Below are 18,190 nucleotides of genomic sequence, written 5' to 3'. Positions count from 1 at the left end.
TCCGCAATCATCACCGACAAAGCTAACCGTTTGAGCTTGGCATTATCGACTTCGAGATCCTTCAAACTTTTGGCATCCGGAACTGACATACCGCCAAACTTCGCTCGCCAGTTATAGAACGATCCGTCACTGAAGCGATTTTGCCGACACAGTCCATTGAACGGTATGCCGGCTTCCGCCTGCTGTAAAAAACCGATGATCTGCTCTTCTGAAAACCACTTCTTCAAGTCCATTCTCTCTCTCGAAAACGGACTATCGATGGCACTGTTTATGGGGGGCACCTCACCTGAGGGATGAAGGTTTCGCGGATGGCCGTAGGCAGGGAATTGCTGAGGGTAACTGGTGACATCGAATTTCCTGAGTCTAGAAAATGAAAAAGCCCGAGACAGTTTCCTGACTCGGGCTTATGGGATGAGGCTGTTTAAATTATAAATCTGCGAATTTATTCAGCTTACAGACGATTCAATTCGGAACAGCATGTCGTTCTGAGAGAGCTTGACGACAATATACTTATCTTGATTCAACTCGGCTGGAAGTTTATCGCGAAGAATTGATGCAACAAATTGAACGTGTTTATTCTGTCGCTCGACAAGGCGTGCAATCTTTGTCAATTGATTATCATGCATCAATTCTTTTTTGTCGTTCAATAGAAAATGAAGGCAAGGAATATTTTCTTCGTCTGCGAACAACGTATAGGCGATGTCAAAACAAGAAATTTCCCCCTGTTTCTTGCCTGAACTCATGTTCATATTGAAGGTATTAAATTTATAGATACGCTGACCGGAACGTGACTTAACGACGTCAAACTTGAGTACATATTGCTCATCGTAAAGTTCTTTTGAAATCTCTGAGAAATATTTATTAAATTTATTAACCTGCGCCTGTATAGCTGCTTGCGTATTCAAAGAAAAAAGATCATCGTCGATATCAGCAAGCGACCTATTTATTTGATCTATTACGCCCTCAACACCAGTCACTTGCTGAATAATCGTTTCATACTCACCACGAAGTCGATGCTTTTCATTCAATGCACCAACTACGATTTCGAGCTCTTCCAAGGAACCGCTCTTTGAAACCTTAGCAACCAGATCCCGCTCTTGCTCTAGCAACAGATTGAGATCACTTTTTCTACGAACGATTTCACTATTAAGCTGCGGAATTTCTTTAGAGATATAGCGAGCTTTCTCTTCAACCATCCTGTTATGAAACATCAAAAGATCATCAAAAGATTTTTGAACACCGGAAAGTCGAGTTGAAACCTCTTCGTACAGTGCCTTTAATTGTGACACATCAATTTTAGCCGAATTATTATTAATATCCTGAACAGCTTCCATTATTAGGTTATGCCGAAGAGTAGCTCGGCCAAGTGCTGCAGTTTCGATACTGATTTTATATTTAACTTCGTCAAGTGCCCCAAGGTCACTTTCAAAATTCTGATTGATATGAAATGCCGCTTTTTTAACATTAAGGGCATCAATTTCGCGCATTAACACAGCAAGAGAAGCCTCATAGGCCGAACGTGTTTGTGCTGCCTCAAGCCGAGTTTTAAAGGTATTCTCAACACGAAGTTCTGCCAAAAGCTTCTGCCTCTCACTGCCCTGTGAGAATTCACAGCCAAGCATGTAGAGATGGAGCGCTTCGTACTCTTCGTCCTTAGTCATCGGATGAACGTTTCTCAACGTGTTTGAAAGTCCGATATCTTTGTAACGAATGTTATGGGCAATTATTTGTGCCAAAGTGGGCTTCTTTCCATACTGCCCTGGAAAAAGCTCTTCGGTCAAAGTTTCCATAAACTCGTCTTCCGTCATTTGTCTTCCATTAATTCGACGGATCATTCCCTTTCGCGGAATGAAATTCCTCTCAATACAAATTTCTTTTGCTAATGGATCATCGAGATCTGCGGTAAGGGTCAAGGTGACGAGTACATTGGTAGTCTGTAAGAAATCTTTAACCACCTGATGTTCGCTCTTGCGATTTTCAGGATCAGTATAGATATCCCGAGGGCTTCCACCGAAACAAAAATCAATCAACCGCAATACTGTGGTCTTGCCGACATTATTACCCGTTGCACCAGAGGTGCCAGAAGGGGTCTCATCAACAATCAAATTCAGCCCACTATGAAAAGGGATGCTACGAATAATCCCCTCATCATTCTCAAGGCGAAGATATTTTAAAAACATGGCACGATATTTCCATGATCATTAAACGAGACCAAGTCAGCGAGAAATAGCCAATCCAATGAAAGCACAAATATTGGCATTTGAATATCTCTCAAATTTCGGGTTTCCGCAAACAAGTCAAGCATGCCAACTTCACCTGTTTTCTTCAATGCCTGAAGAACGAGAGAGCCGTTGTAATATAAGCTATTCGACGGGCTAATATTTTCAGGAAGCAGCACATTTCACCTCGTTCGGATTCTTGAAAATCTTACACCGAATAAAAGCATCCACTGATAATACATTAACGTACTGCTCAAGCTCGTCTAGCGGAATTTCTATAAAATTTGCACTATTCTGGATTCTTTGAATCACTTGCTCGACGACATTAAAAAACAACTCGTCTCCAGAAAACTTAGTGCTTAACTTGGCATAAATAGTTCGCAACGCATGAAGAACTGAATTGCTTTTATTCTTCCCTGCAGTATCGAATTCTTCGTAAATTCGAGCAACACGATGATGATGTGTCTTGTAATCCTCAATTATCATCGCAGCCGACTCTAGATTATTTACCTCTAATTTAGTATCAACATTAAAAGGTATTGGTCTATCTGCAGCATAACCATCGGTAAGATCTTCGTTCGCTATAAGATTAATAACCGCCGCCAGATTAGTTTCTGTAAACCGCTCCCTAATATTAGGATCGAGCTCATCTTCTAGAAACCTCGATATCGCTTGTTGCTCAACAATTTTTAACCCTTGGATTTTACTCAACAACGAAGGAACATCAAGAATATCTTTAGCTGGATTGAAAATAAGATTATGTGGATTTTCGTAACTATTTGCTCGTAACGAACTTGCATCCTTACAGATCGAAACAAACTTGAACGAGTAATCTTTATAAGACGACAAATCCTTTGCTAATGCCGAATTGATCTTTGATTTCGTAGCTGTAGATGAGACCTGAATCACGATCTTGTTTTCTTTATCTACAAGATCAATTCCTTCGACATTTTGCTGCACTTCATTCATGTTTGTAAGCTTATACCCGTAAAGCTCGTTAAGAAAATGAAGATAAAAATTCTCGGAGTGATTATGGAAATTTAGAATATTAAGTTTCCCACGAACTTCGATTCGTGTGCACAAGACCGAAAGTCTATATTCGCAAAGATCCCAATATTTAGAACGTTCCATACCCATGGTCTCTAGATTTTCAGCAGTTTTTTTCGTCGAGCTCAACTCACGCGAACAGCGATAAGCCATTTTCATAAATTGTACTACTTGCTGATGATCTTCAGGGATCGACGAGGCCTCTATGCTCTACTACTCTATTTAGGCTGCCATCAGCCGAGTTTTTCCCGGCAATAGACCGGCACGCGAACTTTGCGCCCGACAAAACAAAAACGGCAACCTGTGATGGTTGCCGTTTTTGCTTGGAATGCTTTGGTGGCCAATCGCGGAATCGAACCACGGACACGCGGATTTTCAATCCGCTGCTCTACCAACTGAGCTAATTGGCCAAAACGAGGCCGAATTATAGCGAGGTGCCGGAGGCCGCGCAACAGGATTGTGCAATTTTCTGCAGTCCACCGCGGGATTGATCCTCGATCACGAGCCAATCGGCGGCGACTGGCGATACAACTCCGAGAAATCATCCGGTGTGGGCGGTGGCGGCGGCGGTGGGTGCCAGGCGACGAACACGACACGAGCCAACGCTCCCCGCCCCTGTGGATTGGGCTTCAAAGTAGCGCGCGAATCATGCTGCATGGCGATCTCCTGGACAATCGCCAACCCCAGGCCACTGCCTTCACTCGCCGCATCATCGACGCGGTAAAAACGCTCAAAGACCAGTTCGGACTGTTCCTCGCTGATCCCGACGCCATCATCATCAACCTCAAAAACAACATGCTGCTGATCATGCAGCACACGACAGGTTACATGCCCACCGCTGGGGGTGTAGCGCAGGGCATTATCGATCAGGTTCTTGGCCAGCTCACGCAGCAGGAACGCATTTCCGGTAATCATCGCCCCCTTTTCTGCCTCGAACCCGAGATCGATCCCCTTGTCGATGGCAATCATCACCCAGTCCTCGACGGTGTCGCGAACCAGTTGCGACATATCGAGCACTTCGTGCTGCTGCTGCGCCACCTCGCCGCCCTCCGTTCTCGCCAGCGTGAGCAACTGGTTGACCAGACGCCCGGCCCGGTCGACTCCCGAAGCAATTTGACGCAGCGCGTGCCGCAAGGCATCGGGGTTGGTTTCGCGGATGGCAAACTGGGCTTGCGTTTTCAGCCCGGTCAGCGGGGTACGCATTTGATGGGCTGCATCGGCGACAAAGCGCTGCTGTGCTTCGACATTCTTCTTCATGCGCTCGAGCATTTCGTTGAATGCCTCGACCAGCGGCTCCAGTTCCTCGGGAACGCGGCGCGTAGCAATTGGCGACAGGTCGCCAGGGTCGCGTGCCTCGATGGTCTGTCGCAGGCGTGTCAGCGGACGCAAGCCGCGCGAAAGACCGAACCAGACGAGCATCACGGCAAGCGGAATGATGATGAATTGCGGAAGAATGACGCTGGCGACGATTTTGTTAGCCAACTGCGTGCGCTTTTCGGTTGTTTCAGCCACCTCGACGACAATCCAGCGCTCACGGGACATCTGCGGTTCGGCCAGATAGGTATAGGCAATACGCAGATCCTGGCCGTTGAATTCGGTATCTCGCAGATAGATTTCCCCGGCCAGAGGTGCCTCGTCACCAGACGAGGGAGGCATGGGCAATTCCTTGTCGCCCGCCAACAGTTTGCCATCCTGGGTGACGACATGAAAATAGACATTGTCGGTTTCATCGGCACGCAACAGGGCACGTGCCGAGGCAGGCAAATTCAGAACCGGCTTGCCGCCAACCAGTTTGACTTGGCGCGTGATTGCGGCAACATGCTCGCGCAGCGCCTGATCGTAGGGGTAGTTGGCAACGTTGTTGGCAAAATAGTGGGTAAAAGCAATACTGAGCGGCCAGACAAACAAGAGGGGCGCCAACATCCAGTCGAGAATCTCACCGAAGAGTGAGCGCTCGGTATCCCCCCCCTGCAGCGGATTACTCACTGGGCGGCCGCTCCAGACAGTAACCCAGGCCACGCACTGTCGCTATCTTGACGCCGCCGGATTCCAGTTTCTTGCGCAAGCGGTGCACATAAACCTCGATGGCGTTATGGCTGACCTCTTCTCCCCAGCCACAAAGATGATCGACCAGCTGATCCTTGCTGACCAGTCGCCCCATTCGCGTCAGCAGCACCTCAAGCAAACCGATCTCACGCGCCGAAAGGTCCAGCGTCTGCCCTTGTATTTGCGCAACCCTGCCGACTTGGTCGTAGCTCAGGCTACCGCATTGAATCACCGGCGTAGTCCCGGCCGAACGCCGGGTCAAGGCACGGACACGGGCCTCAAGCTCAGCCAGCTCAAACGGCTTGACCATGTAATCGTCAGCCCCGAGATCCAGCCCCTTGACACGGTCACCCGTCCCGTCAAGCGCTGTCAGAATCAGGACGGGAACCTGCGAACTGCGCGTCCGCAAGCGTTTCAGAACATCCAGACCTGGCAATTTCGGAAGACCCAAATCAAGAATCAGCAGATCGTAGGAAACCGTCATCAGGGCCGTATCGGCCTCAAGACCATTGGCTGCCCAATCGACCGCATAACCACCCTGTCGGAGGGAACGGGCCAGGCCATCGGCAATGATGGCATCGTCTTCAGCAATAAGAATGCGCATTTAGGATATGTAAGCTGTGCCTGCGTAAGATTTTTGTAAGCCTGCCGCCGTATTCTACTCGGGCTGTTCTCCTTTTATGGTCTTCGGAGTCCGTGGCTCAAGCCGCGACTCAGGGGGTGGCCCGATCCTGCACTGGGCACCCCCTACCGTTTTTTTCTCCCAAAGCCCGAATAGTTTAACAAACTCCAGCTACTGCCATCTTCGCAGTGTTTTTCTGCGTCCACATTTTCTGCGGTCGACCGCACCGTAGACGCAAAAAAGCCCGGGTCGAAACCCGGGCTTTGCGGTAATTGCTTTTCGGCTTAGTGACCGGAGGCGCCGGAAGCACCCAGACCGGTTTCCGAACGCAGTTGCTGCGACGGATACAGGGCACGTTCCTTCTGAGCCTGCTCGGAGTTGTCCAGGATGGACACCAACCAGATGGTCACGAAAGCTGCAGTCATCGAGAAGATAGCGGCAGAGTTGTACGGGAACCAGGCAGAGCCCTTCGGATTCTGGAGTACAGCTTCCCAGACCGAGGCGGAACCAACGGTCAGCACGGCAGCCATAACCAGGCCGACGAAACCGCCAACCACGGCGCCACGCGTCGTGCAGTTCTTCCACAACACGGACATGAACAACACCGGGAAGTTGGACGAACAAGCGATCGTGAAGGCCAGCATCACCATGTAGGCAACGTTTTCCTTTTCGAAGGCAATACCCAGCACCATGGCCAGCAGACCAAGAGCAATGGTTGCCATCTTGGAGACGCGCAGTTCCTGTTCGGAAGAACAGTTCTTGTTGAACACCGAAGCGTACAAGTCATGCGACACGGCAGAAGCACCGGACAGGGTCAGACCGGCAACCACAGCCAGGATGGTTGCGAAGGCCACGGCAGAGATGAAGCCGAGGAACAGGTCGCCACCGACAGCCTTGGCCAGATGCACAGCAGCCATGTTGCCGCCGCCCTTCAGGCCCTTGGCCAGTTCGCCACCGACATAGAAGTCAGCCGGATTCTGAACCAGGTTGGTGATAGCACCGAAGCCGATGATGAAGGTCAGGATGTAGAAGTAACCGATCCAAGTGGTTGCCCAGGCAACCGACTTACGAGCTTCCTTGGCATTCGGCACGGTGAAGAAGCGCATCAGGATGTGCGGCAGACCAGCGGTACCGAACATCAGCGCCATACCGACGGAGATGGCGGAGATCGGATCCTTGATCAGTGCGCCCGGACCCATGATGGCATCCTTCTTGGAGTGCACTTCAACCGCCTTGGCAAACAGCGCTTCCGGCGAGAAACCAAACTGCAGCAACACGGAAACGGCCATGAAGGTTGCGCCTGCCAGCAGCATCACAGCCTTGATGATCTGCACCCAGGTCGTTGCGGTCATACCGCCGAACAGTACGTACATCAGCATCACGACACCGACGAGCACTTCAGCGTAGACATATTCCATGCCGAAGAGCACCTTGATCAGCTGACCGGCACCGACCATCTGCGCAATCATGTAGAAAGCGACGATGACCAGGGAAGCGGAAGCGGCGAAGATGCGAACCGGTGTTTGCGAGAAGCGGTAGGAAGCCACGTCAGCAAACGTGAACTTGCCCAGGTTACGCAGACGCTCGGCCATCAGGAAGGTGATGACCGGCCAGCCGACCAGCCAGCCGATCGAGAAGATCAGGCCGTCGAAGCCGTTGGCGAACACGAGGCCGGAAATACCCAGGAAGGATGCGGCAGACATGTAGTCACCCGCGATGGCCAGGCCGTTCTGGAAGCCGGTGATACCGCCGCCACCGGTGTAGAAGTCAGCAGCAGACTTGGTTTTGCCTGCGGCCCACTTGGTGATGTAAAGCGTACCGCCGACGAACAGGCCAAACATGACGATGGCCGTCCAGTTGGTTGCCTGCTTCTGGGTATTGCCGAGATCGGCACCCGCAGCGATGGCCGCGCCTGCGGCGAGCAGGGCAACGAGGCCAGCAAGAATTTTTGTGAACTTAGTCATCTTACTTCTGTGCCTCCTTGATGATGGCTTCGTTAATCGCGTCGAATTCGGTATTGGCGCGACGGACATAAATCCAGGTCAGGAGAATGGTGAAAGCGATAACGCCGACACCAATCGGAACGCCAACGCTCATCGTCATGCCGGCACCCATTTTCACTGCCAAAAACTCTTTGTTGTAGGCAACGAGCAGGATGAAGCCGTAATAGGCTGCGGCACTGACGATGGCCATAATGATCGAGTACTTACTGCGCATGGCAATAAACTCGTGGAATTTCGGATTAGCTGTAATCCGATCGAGTACGTTTTGCATTGATTTGCTCCTCAGACTTTTTGTTTATAGAGGCATTGCTGCGGAGCCTAATTTAGGCGCAGCTACTTACAAAGAGCTTACAGAGCGTTACAAAAATCCAGCCTTGCGCCTTGATATGGCGCAAAAAAGCCCCGCACTCGGCGGGGCTTTGATCAAGCGGTAAAACCTGGACGGGGCAATTACATGCCCATGCCGCCCATACCACCCATGCCGCCCATACCACCCATGTCAGGCATGCCGCCAGCCGGCTTGTCTTCAGCCAGTTCAGCAACCATGCACTCGGTGGTCAGCATCAGGCCGGCCACAGAAGCAGCGTTCTGCAGTGCGGTGCGGGTCACCTTGGTCGGATCGAGCACGCCCATTTCAACCATGTCGCCGTACTCGCCGGTGGAAGCGTTGTAACCGTAGTTACCCTTGCCACGCTGCACCTTGTCGACCACGACAGACGGCTCGTCGCCTGCATTGGCAACGATTTCGCGGAGCGGCTGCTCCATGGCGCGCAGGACGATCTTGATACCGGCGTCCTGGTCATGGTTGTCACCCTTCAGCTTGCCGATGGCAGCGCGGGCACGGATCAGGGCAACGCCGCCGCCGGCGACGATACCTTCTTCCACAGCAGCGCGGGTAGCGTGCAGGGCATCTTCAACGCGAGCCTTCTTTTCCTTCATTTCAACTTCGGTCGCTGCGCCAACCTTGATGACGGCAACGCCGCCAGCCAGCTTGGCCACACGTTCCTGCAGCTTTTCCTTGTCGTAATCAGAAGTCGCTTCGTCGATCTGGATGCGGATCTGCTTGACGCGGGCTTCGATGGCAGCAGCTTCGCCGGCGCCGTCGATGATGGTGGTGTTTTCCTTGGAAACTTCGATGCGCTTGGCCTGGCCCAGATCCTTCAGGACAGCCTTTTCCAGCGTCAGGCCGGTCTCTTCGGCGATCACGGTACCGCCAGTCAGGATGGCGATATCTTCCAGCATGGCCTTGCGACGGTCACCAAAGCCCGGGGCCTTGACGGCAACGGTCTTCAGGATGCCGCGGATGTTGTTGACGACCAGAGTCGCCAGGGCTTCGCCATCGACATCTTCAGCGATGATCAGCAGCGGACGGCCAGCCTTGGCAACTTGTTCCAGGATCGGCAGCAGGTCGCGGATGTTGGAGATCTTCTTGTCGAAGAGCAGAACAAACGGGTTTTCCATCAGGGCTTGCTGCTTGTCGCCGTTGTTGATGAAGTACGGGGACAGGTAGCCGCGGTCGAATTGCATGCCTTCGACAACGTCGAGTTCGTTTTCCAGGGACTTGCCATCTTCAACGGTGATGACGCCTTCCTTGCCGACCTTGGCCATCGCGTTAGCGATGATTTCACCGATGTTGAAATCGGAGTTGGCGGAAATGGCGCCAACCTGGGCGATTTCCTTGTTGGTCGTACAGGGCTTGGAGAAAGCTTTCAGCTCGGCCAGGGTAGCAACCACAGCCTTGTCAATGCCGCGCTTCAGATCCATCGGGTTCATGCCGGCAGCAACGTACTTCATGCCTTCGCGAACAATGGATTGAGCCAGCACGGTGGCGGTGGTGGTGCCGTCACCGGCGATGTCGGAGGTCTTGGAAGCAACTTCCTTGACCATCTGGGCGCCCATGTTGGCGAACTTGTCTTTCAGTTCGATTTCCTTGGCGACGGAAACGCCGTCCTTGGTGACGGTCGGGCCGCCGAAGGAACGTTCGAGTACGACATTGCGACCTTTCGGGCCAAGGGTAACCTTGACTGCGTCGGCCAGGACATTGATGCCTTCGACCATACGGGCGCGGGCGGAATCACCAAACTTGACTTCTTTAGCTGCCATTTAAAACTCCTGAATTTTGATCAATTTTCCGGTTGACCGCGCCCCGTAGGAAGCACCCTTGGGGTGTGGGATCAACCGTCATTTCGAGGGATGCAGAAATTACTTCTGCAGAACGCCCATGATGTCTTCTTCACGCATGACCAGGACTTCCTGACCATCGACCTTGACGGCCTGGCCGGCGTACTTGCCGAACAGAACGCGATCGCCGACTTTGACGTCGAGAGCGATTTGCTTGCCGTTGTCGTCACGCTTGCCCGGGCCAACGGCCAGGATTTCGCCCTGATCCGGCTTTTCGCCAGCGGAATCAGGAATGACGATGCCGGAGGCAGTGGTGCGCTCGGCTTCAACACGCTTGACGATCACACGGTCGTGCAAAGGACGGATATTCATAAAGCTACTCCTAGTAGTTCACAGACATTGAAATTGGCCGGCTTGCAACAAAGGGCATCCGGGATCGGGGGAGGCAAATCGTTAGCACTCACCCGGGTCGAGTGCTAATAATAGGGGTGACCCCAGCCGATTTCAAGAGCACTCAGCAAAGGCAGGACGAAAAAAAGCCGGCCCGAGGCCGGCTGATCCGCTCGCAACAGTGCTTCAGGCAGTCACCGAGAGCAAGCTGGAAACGGCCGAGTTCTCGCCAGAGTGGGCGGGATTACCGTAAGCGTGCATCAATTGCATGATCTTGAGCATGATCTGAGCATCGCTATTGCTAGCGCTGCTGCTTGCCGCGGAAGAGGTGCTGGCCGACGACGTATCGGAGGAATCGCTCGTTCCCGTTTGCTGTGTAGACTGGTCGTATGCCATGGCCTCGCTAAAGCTGACCTTGCCATCCTGATCCGTATCGGCAGCCTCGAAATTATCGACCACTTTCGAAATCAGGCTTGAACGCTGCGAATCGGACGAGCCGATCTCTTCAAGCTGGCTACTCAGTTCATCCTTGGTAAATCCCGCATCATTGCCCTGCGGTGGCGGCGGAGGCATGCCACCCATGCCTCCGCCGCCATGCCCACCCTGGCCCTGCATGCGCATCTGGTTGAACTGTCCATCGAGTTCTTCCTGCAGCTTGGACAAGGTACTGGCAAATTCGCTTTCGGTAACCTTGCCATCGCTATCGCTATCCAGTGCGGAGAAAACGTCGTCAACACTGGTGCTACTGGAACTGCTGCTATTGCTGCTATTCGAAATCTTGCTGAAAGCCGAAACAAAGTCGCTTTTCTCGAGATAGCCCTGACTTTTCGTATCGAGTGCCGAGAACAGCCGACTACTCATTTGTGATGCATTACCGATGCCACCGATCATGATTGGCTCCTTGAAACAGGTTGAATGAAGATCAGGAGTCTCCTGACCGTTCCTTTCGAGCAATTTATCGGCCCAAAACGGCCAGAATGGGCGGTGGTTGGCGTTAAGCAGGGTAAAAGTTTGTTAAGAAAAATCCCCCGCAATCCGACATCCGGCAAGCTTGCAGGGAAACATTCCGGCGTAAAACCAGCTTAAAGCGGCAAATCCGGACGGCTGGCAATTTTTGCCGCCAGCTGTTTACGCTGATCCGCGCTCAATAAAGCGAGCACCTTTCGATCCAGCTGAACCTTCAACAACGCCATTTCAGTTTGCGAGCTAGCCGCGGACTGCGCCAGCGCCTGGGCTCGTGTTTCGTCGAATCGCTCATCGAGCGCCAGCTGGCGGAGGGCATCAAGAGATTTCCGCAGCTGTTTTTCCTGCTGACGCATGGCCGGCACCTGGGCGTGCATGAGTTCAAAAACCTGATCCTGCTGCCGTTCACTGAGTTTCATGCCATGCAGGAACGGGGGCAGTGCGCCCCCCGGCCCACTGGCAGCATGTTCATGTCGGCCCATTTTTGCCATGCAGGGCTGGTCGACCGGAGCAGATGGCTGGGCGTGCACAGAAAAGGAAGCAGCAAGCAAGACAGCAATAAAAAGACGGGATTTCATGGGTTCTCCTGTTGAATGGGATGCGTCCGGCCACTGCGGCCAGTCGAGGCATGAATTGTTTGCCGACCCACGGTTAACCGCCGTTAGCAGCCGGTAAAAGTCTGTAAATTCAGTGCCGAATTGAAAAAGCCTTGGCTATGATCCCAACCCATGCGAACCCAGCAACGGAAAGTGCAATGACAGCAGTTTTGCTGATTGACGATGATGTCGAACTGGCCGAAATGCTCGGTGACTACCTGGCCCAGGATGGCTTTACCGTCGCCACCGAGCATGACGGCGAAAGCGGCGTCCAGGCCGCACTGAGCGGCAATTATGCGATTGCTGTGCTCGACGTGATGATGCCCCGCCTTTCCGGAATCGAAGTCCTGCGTCAAATCCGGGCGGCCAGCACGATGCCGATCCTGATGCTGACCGCTCGTGGCGACGACATGGATCGCATCGTCGGACTTGAGCTCGGCGCCGACGATTACGTCCCCAAGCCCTGCCTGCCCCGCGAACTGGCGGCCCGGCTGCGCGCCATTCTCAGGCGAAGCGCCGCCTCCGCCGAAAGCAGCAGCGCCCCGCTGGTTTTTGGCGCCCTCTGCGTCCGCCCCGAGCAACGGCGCGTCGAATGGAATGGAGACGCCGTCGAGCTGACCGGCACTGAATACAATCTGCTCGAAACACTCGCCCGTCACGCCGGCCGACCGGTCAGCAAGGAAGAGCTTTCCGAACAAGCCTTGGGCCGCGCCCTGAGCCGCTTCGATCGCAGCATCGACGTCCATCTTTCCAGCATCCGTCAGAAACTTGGCCGACTGGCGGATGGCCGTTCATGCATCCAGACGGTTTATCGCCAGGGCTACCAGCTGATCCGCGAATAACTCATGGGCCGTCTTTTCTGGAAATTTTTCCTGTTCGTCTGGCTGGCCCAGATGGTCGGCGTCGTCGCCACCGGCACACTCTTCTGGCTTGAACATCAGCACCACGATGCCCGCCCGGACGCTTCGCACCGGGAGCGCATGCCGCCCCCTCACCTGCCACCACCGAACGATTTCAGGCCGCCCCCGCCGCCCGAACATCGCGGCCCGATCATCCCCTACATCCACATCGCCGCCGGGCTGTTCGCCAGCCTGCTCTGTGCTGCCGGTCTCGCCTGGTATATCGCCAAACCGATCCGCCACCTGCGCGAAGCCTTCGAAGCGGCGGCTGAGGGCAATCTGGATCTCAGGATCGGACAAAGCATGGGGCGCAGAAGAGACGAGCTGGCTGACCTCGGTCAAGGTTTTGATCGCATGAGCGACCATGTACGCGCCCTGATGGAAGGACAAAAACGGCTGCTGCACGACGTTTCGCACGAATTGCGCTCACCGATCGCCCGACTGCACGCCGCCATCGGACTGGCCCGCCAGCAACCTGCCCGGATTGACGACAGCCTGCTGCGCATCGAACGCGAAGGCGAGCGGATGAACCGGCTGGTCGGCGAACTGCTGACGCTTTCGCGCCTGGAAGCCGGGGTCGGCACGCATATCGACACGCTGGACCTGGCCGATCTGCTGGGTGATCTGATTGAAGACACGCGTTTTGAAGCCACGGCACGGCATATCGCGGTCGACTGCCCGACACTGCCCGATTTCACCTTGCGCGCCAACGCCGAACTGCTCCACCGGGCAATCGAGAACGTCCTGCGCAACGGCTTGCGATTTTCGCCGGAGGGCGGCACCCTGAGTATCGAAGCTCGCATCCTGGAAAACCGCCATTGCCTGATCGCCATCACCGATCAGGGGCCGGGCGTCCCCGACGATCAACTGGAAGCTATCTTTACCCCATTTTTCCGTGGCACCAATCCCGGCGAAGGCTATGGGCTGGGCCTGGCCATCGCCCGCCGCGTCCTTGCTGCGGTCAACGGCCAGATCATGGCCAAAAACACGCCCAAAGGCGGTTTGCGCGTCGAAATCACCATCCCGCCAGGACCCTGATCAAACAAAAGTCGCCGCTACGGTACGAAAGCAGGCCCAGCGATATTTGATTTGAGTTGACGACACCGGCCCAACTTTAGTCATAATTACGCGATGAACATCGAAAATTCCCCGCTGCTTCTGATCGTCGACGACAGCCGCATGTCACGCATGCTGATCAGGGCCATCATTGCCGACAGTCGCCCGAACTGGCGGATCATCGAAGCAGTCAACGGTGACGAAGCCATCGCACTGGCCAACGAGACACCGCCTGACTTTGTCAGCATGGATGTCAACATGCCCGGCATCAGCGGGCTTGAAGCGGCTGGACGCATCCGCATCCGTCATCCGGATACCCGGATTACCCTATGTACAGCCAACATTCAGGAAAGCACCCGTGAAGCAGCCAGCCGAGCCGGTGTACACTTCGTCGCCAAGCCGATCACGGCGCAATCGGTGGCTGACGCCATCGCGTTTTTCGAGTCTTGAGCATGACCGAGCTGAGCGAACTGCAGTGCGATGCGCTGGGTGAAATTTTCAACATCGGCGTCGGCCGTGCCGCCTCAAGCCTGAGCCAGATCGTCAATGACGAAGTGCTGCTCAGCGCGCCGGGCGTCATGGTGGTGCCACGCGAAAAAGCCGCCGAAATTCTGCTCGGCACGGAGTTCCGCCAGTTCAGCACGGTCAGCCAGACATTCAGCGGCCCGTTCGATGCGGAAGCGATGCTCGTCTTCCCCGAGTCGAACGCCCTGGAAATCGTCCGCCTGATGGTCGGGCCGCACATGTCGGTCGAGGAACTGTCCGAATTCGAACAGGAAGCCATGTGCGAAGTCGGCAACATTATTCTCAACGCCTGCATGAGCTCGCTGGCCGACCTGCTGCACATCAGTTTTGACAGCACCTTGCCCCTGCACCGTTTCGGCGATACCAACTCGATCGAAATCCTGGAGGGCGACGAAGATCACATGGTCGTCCTGCTCCAGGTCGACATGAAAATCAGCCAGCAATGCATCCAGGGACACATCCTGTTTCTGCTCAGCGTAACGTCGATGGCCAATCTGCTGTCCTGCCTGACCCAATATCTGCACGACCAGGGACTGGCATGATCAATCTGCCGACCAGTGCCTTGTGCGCTGTCATCGACAGCCTTGAATCCGGTGTCGTGATTCTCGATCACGAGCAGCGCGTACTTTACTGGAATCAATGGTTTGCCACCCGCTGCGGCCAAACGGCGGCCTTGGCCAACGGCCAGATGCTGGCCGAGGCACTGACCGGAATCACCAACAACCGACTGCAGCAAGCCGTCGTCCAGGCAATCCGGCACCGCCTGCCGGCACTGCTCTCTCCGGCCCTGCACGGCGCCATTCTGCCGCTTTATCAGACCGAACAGGATCGGCGGCGGGAACGCCGGATTCAGCAACTGATCCACATCATCCCGCTGCGGGACGATCCCAGGGCGGCATGCCTGATCCAGATCAGCGACGTCACGGCCAATATTTCACGCGAGCGCCTGCTGCGCCAGCAAACCGACATGCTGCGCCGAAGCACCACCCAGGATGAAGTTACCGGCTTGCCCAATCGCCGCACCTTCGATGCGGCGCTTGCCCAGGAGTTCGACAAGGCCAGGAAAGCCGGCCGACCACTTGCCCTGCTGGTCGGCGACCTAGATCAGTTCAGTCACTTCAATGCAGTACACAGCCGCGACATTGGCGATGCCTGCCTGAAACAGGTCGGCGAACTGTTTTCCGGCACATTGCGACCGGTCGGCGGGCTGGCGGCACGCTACGGCGGCGATGAGTTTGCACTGGTCTTGCCGGGCTACAACGAAGACAATGCCTGCCAGCTGGCCGGCAAGATTTGCCGACAAGTCGATGCGCTGCAGATTGCCCATCCGGACACAGCTCCGACCCCATTCCTCAGTCTCAGCATCGGTGTCGCGGTGATGACCCCAACCGAGGATGCCGACACCGACACCTTGCTCTCGTCGGCCGATGTTGCGCTCTATCAGGCCAAACACGAAGGTCGCAACCGGGCGGTTTATTTTTCGGTGGAAGACGGCAGTTTCCGCGCCTGCGAGTAGCCGGCGCGCTTCAGTCGGCCTTGAGCGCCGGCCCTGGCAGATAAACCTGATAGCCATTCCGGCCGGCCCGCTTGACGGCGTAGAGCGCCATGTCGGCATGCTGCTTGAGCACATCCAGATCTTCACCATGCACCGGAAAAAGGGCGATGCCGACACTGGCCGAGATGCGCGCCACATCGACTTCCAGGTGGAATTCCCGTGCCATTTCGAGCACGATCCGCTGCGCCACCTCTTCCACCTCACCCTGCCCCGAAATTTTCGGCAGGATGACGGCAAACTCGTCGCCGCCCAGACGCGCTACGGTATCCGAATCGCGCACCGCCAGGACCAGGCGTCGCGCCGCCTCGATCAAGAGGGCATCACCGGCGGCATGGCCGAGCGTGTCATTCACATTCTTGAAGTAATCCAGGTCGAGATAAAGCAGACCGAACTGTTCGCCATAGCGGCGAGCCTGGGTCTGGACCATTTGCAGGCGATCGTAGAACAGCGCCCGATTCGGCAGATTGGTCAGCGGGTCGCTGTGCGCCTTGTGGCGTAGCAACTCTTCCATTTCCTTGCGCTGGGTAATGTCGATGAAGGTCGCGACATGTCGTCCGCCGCTTTCCAGCGCGCCGCCGTGGATCGAGGAAATTGCCAGCCAGACGACGTAGACCGTGCCATCCGGACGCTTGTTCCAGACTTCGCCGGCCCAGTGTCCTTCGCTCGCCAACCGCGCCCACATGTCCTTGAAGAACCCGTCGGAGTGACGCCCTGCACCGAGCAAGCGCGGATCCTTGCCAAGGACCTCCTGCGGCCGGTAGCCGGAAATGGCCGTAAATGCCGGATTAACCTGGATGATATGGTTATCGACATCGGTGACCACAATCCCTTCCGTTGCGCTTTCCATCACCGCGGCAGAAATCTGCAGGGCTCGCTCGCTGGCCAGACGGTCCGTCACATCCTGCACGCTGACCACCCATTGCAACAACCCGGCATCGCTTTCGATGCGAGCAATATGGACATCGCAAACGCGTACCCGGCCAACCTCCGGATCGGCAAAACGACAACGGGCTGCGGCAGAAACCGGTAAGCCGCGCAAGCGCTGGCCAAGGCGCTCGGCCACCATCGGCCGGTCAGGCTCGAAGACAAAATCGATCACCGGCCGCCCAAGCAGGCGCTCGGGCAGCAAACCGAGCATGGCCGCTGCGCGTTCGTTGGCAAACACGATCTCGAAGGTCGGCGCCTGCATGATCAGGATGCCGTCCTGGCTGGTTTCGATCACGGAACGGTAGCGCGCCTCGCTTTCGGCAATCAGCGCCTCATTGCGCCTGCGTTCGGCAATTTCATCGATCAATTGGCTATTCGCGCTGGACAGCGCTTGCGTACGTTCGACGATCAAATTTTCCTGTCCTGCGGTCAACTCGTGCAGACGCAGGAAATGGCGACGCGAGCGCCAGATCGCAAAATGCATCAGGAGCCCGATGATCAATCCGGCGGCACCGTAAGTCAGCATCGTCCGCAGGCGTTGCTCGTGGCGAATTTCAAGCACCTCGCGGGCAGGCATGGTGATGCTGATCCCGCCGCGCACCTGCCCCAGCTGATACCCCTGTTTCTTGTGGCACGGCAAACAGGCTTCCTTGACCAGCAGCGGCGCCATGAACCGATGCACCGGACCCGTTTCAAGATTGATCAAGGACAGCACTTCGCGCTGGCTGTGTGCCTCGAACGCACGCAAAGCCTCCGCCTCCCACGCATCCGGCATATTGGCCGGGCGAATCGGATTCAGGCTGGTAATGTGATATTTGACCCCGTTCGCCTTTTCGGCGATTTCTGCAATCTGGCGCGTCATGTAGGCCGGATTGATCATGGTCAAGCGGACCCCATCCGTCGTTTCCAGATCGCGCTGCGGGTGCGACAGATAAGGATTGGGTTGTGTGTGCTCGGAAACCCGGACATACACGCCGCCATGCAGCGCATTCCAGTCCCGCGTCAACTCGACCAGGCGAAACAGCACATTGCCGCGCTCGCGGGCCAGCGTGGTTACATTTTCATCAATATGGCCGAATTCGTTCGACATACCGAGTCCGCAAACAATCGCCAGAAAGAGATAGGCCAAGACAACCGATGCCCGATAACTGACGGTCGGCTGCAAGGAATTTTTGGCGAAAAAATCGATCCCACTGCTCATTGTTTAATCATACCCACGAT

Annotated in this window: 17 protein-coding genes, 1 tRNA gene and 1 pseudogene; 5 read left to right on the top strand and 14 right to left on the bottom strand. The window is 55.1% G+C overall.

The genetic code is table 11. The features are described from left to right. Positions 1–23 precede the first annotated feature (23 nt). The 13 genes and pseudogenes from KI614_RS02240 to KI614_RS02185 form a co-directional block, all read right to left on the bottom strand. Positions 24–233, bottom strand: a pseudogene (locus tag KI614_RS02240) (transposase); the annotation flags it as partial. A gap of 213 nt (positions 234–446) precedes the next feature. Continuing rightward, positions 447–2,180 (bottom strand): DUF2326 domain-containing protein, encoded by a 1,734-nt coding sequence (locus KI614_RS02235; protein ID WP_226407543.1) that lies wholly within the window; start codon positions 2,178–2,180, stop codon positions 447–449. Continuing rightward, positions 2,171–2,398, bottom strand: coding sequence for an ABC-three component system middle component 6 (locus tag KI614_RS16430; RefSeq protein WP_413464169.1), 228 nt, complete (start codon positions 2,396–2,398; stop codon positions 2,171–2,173). Before KI614_RS16430 ends, KI614_RS02235 begins: the two co-directional genes overlap by 10 nt. After that, complete coding sequence (locus tag KI614_RS02230; protein ID WP_226409212.1) at positions 2,385–3,350, bottom strand: ABC-three component system protein; 966 nt, start codon at positions 3,348–3,350, stop codon at positions 2,385–2,387. Before KI614_RS02230 ends, KI614_RS16430 begins: the two co-directional genes overlap by 14 nt. A gap of 250 nt (positions 3,351–3,600) precedes the next feature. After that, positions 3,601–3,676: transfer RNA gene (locus KI614_RS02225), tRNA-Phe, on the bottom strand. Positions 3,677–3,764: 88 nt separating this feature from the next. Then, the gene (locus tag KI614_RS02220) at positions 3,765–5,252 is read right to left on the bottom strand and encodes a sensor histidine kinase N-terminal domain-containing protein (RefSeq protein WP_226407542.1); all 1,488 of its coding nucleotides are present in this window, start codon (positions 5,250–5,252) and stop codon (positions 3,765–3,767) included. Next, entirely contained in the window at positions 5,245–5,916 is a 672-nt protein-coding gene (locus tag KI614_RS02215) for a response regulator transcription factor (RefSeq protein ID WP_203468498.1), read from the bottom strand. The genes KI614_RS02220 and KI614_RS02215 overlap by 8 nt, the downstream gene beginning before the upstream one ends. A 302-nt stretch (positions 5,917–6,218) precedes the next feature. Beyond that, complete coding sequence (locus KI614_RS02210) at positions 6,219–7,898, bottom strand: cation acetate symporter (protein ID WP_226407541.1); 1,680 nt, start codon at positions 7,896–7,898, stop codon at positions 6,219–6,221. Between the two features lies 1 nt (position 7,899). Next, the gene (locus KI614_RS02205) at positions 7,900–8,208 is read right to left on the bottom strand and encodes a DUF485 domain-containing protein (protein WP_226407540.1); all 309 of its coding nucleotides are present in this window, start codon (positions 8,206–8,208) and stop codon (positions 7,900–7,902) included. A 179-nt stretch (positions 8,209–8,387) separates the two neighbouring features. Further along, entirely contained in the window at positions 8,388–10,040 is a 1,653-nt protein-coding gene (gene groL / locus KI614_RS02200; RefSeq protein WP_226407539.1) for a chaperonin GroEL, read from the bottom strand. Positions 10,041–10,139: 99 nt separating this feature from the next. Continuing rightward, the gene (locus KI614_RS02195) at positions 10,140–10,430 is read right to left on the bottom strand and encodes a co-chaperone GroES (RefSeq protein WP_028994852.1); all 291 of its coding nucleotides are present in this window, start codon (positions 10,428–10,430) and stop codon (positions 10,140–10,142) included. A 204-nt stretch (positions 10,431–10,634) separates the two neighbouring features. Continuing rightward, the gene (locus KI614_RS02190) at positions 10,635–11,339 is read right to left on the bottom strand and encodes an EF-hand domain-containing protein (protein WP_226407538.1); all 705 of its coding nucleotides are present in this window, start codon (positions 11,337–11,339) and stop codon (positions 10,635–10,637) included. A gap of 191 nt (positions 11,340–11,530) precedes the next feature. Then, the gene (locus KI614_RS02185) at positions 11,531–11,902 is read right to left on the bottom strand and encodes a Spy/CpxP family protein refolding chaperone (RefSeq protein ID WP_226407537.1); all 372 of its coding nucleotides are present in this window, start codon (positions 11,900–11,902) and stop codon (positions 11,531–11,533) included. A gap of 263 nt (positions 11,903–12,165) precedes the next feature. On the opposite strand from KI614_RS02185, the gene KI614_RS02180 reads away from it, so the two are divergent. From KI614_RS02180 to KI614_RS02160, 5 genes are all read left to right on the top strand, one after another. Beyond that, complete coding sequence (locus KI614_RS02180; protein WP_226407536.1) at positions 12,166–12,849, top strand: response regulator transcription factor; 684 nt, start codon at positions 12,166–12,168, stop codon at positions 12,847–12,849. Positions 12,850–12,852: 3 nt separating this feature from the next. Beyond that, entirely contained in the window at positions 12,853–13,944 is a 1,092-nt protein-coding gene (locus tag KI614_RS02175) for an ATP-binding protein (protein ID WP_226407535.1), read from the top strand. Between the two features lie 93 nt (positions 13,945–14,037). Beyond that, a complete protein-coding gene (locus KI614_RS02170) occupies positions 14,038–14,412 on the top strand; it encodes a response regulator transcription factor (RefSeq protein ID WP_226407533.1) in 375 nt (124 codons plus the stop codon). 2 nt (positions 14,413–14,414) lie between these two features. Then, positions 14,415–15,029: a chemotaxis protein CheC gene (locus tag KI614_RS02165; protein WP_226407531.1), complete on the top strand. Its 615-nt coding sequence runs from the start codon at positions 14,415–14,417 to the stop codon at positions 15,027–15,029. Further along, entirely contained in the window at positions 15,026–16,003 is a 978-nt protein-coding gene (locus tag KI614_RS02160) for a diguanylate cyclase domain-containing protein (RefSeq protein WP_226407528.1), read from the top strand. Before KI614_RS02165 ends, KI614_RS02160 begins: the two co-directional genes overlap by 4 nt. A gap of 10 nt (positions 16,004–16,013) precedes the next feature. Here the strand turns inward: KI614_RS02160 and KI614_RS02155 are convergent, their stop codons facing one another. Further along, positions 16,014–18,170 (bottom strand): diguanylate cyclase domain-containing protein, encoded by a 2,157-nt coding sequence (locus KI614_RS02155; protein WP_226407526.1) that lies wholly within the window; start codon positions 18,168–18,170, stop codon positions 16,014–16,016. Between the last annotated feature and the right edge of the window lie 20 nt (positions 18,171–18,190).

The sequence above is a fragment of the Dechloromonas denitrificans genome, assembly GCF_020510665.1.
GTDB classification, from domain to species: domain Bacteria; phylum Pseudomonadota; class Gammaproteobacteria; order Burkholderiales; family Rhodocyclaceae; genus Azonexus; species Azonexus denitrificans_B.
The sequence above is the reverse complement of the archived record's forward strand: the minus strand, read 5'-3'. Positions and strand labels throughout refer to the sequence as shown.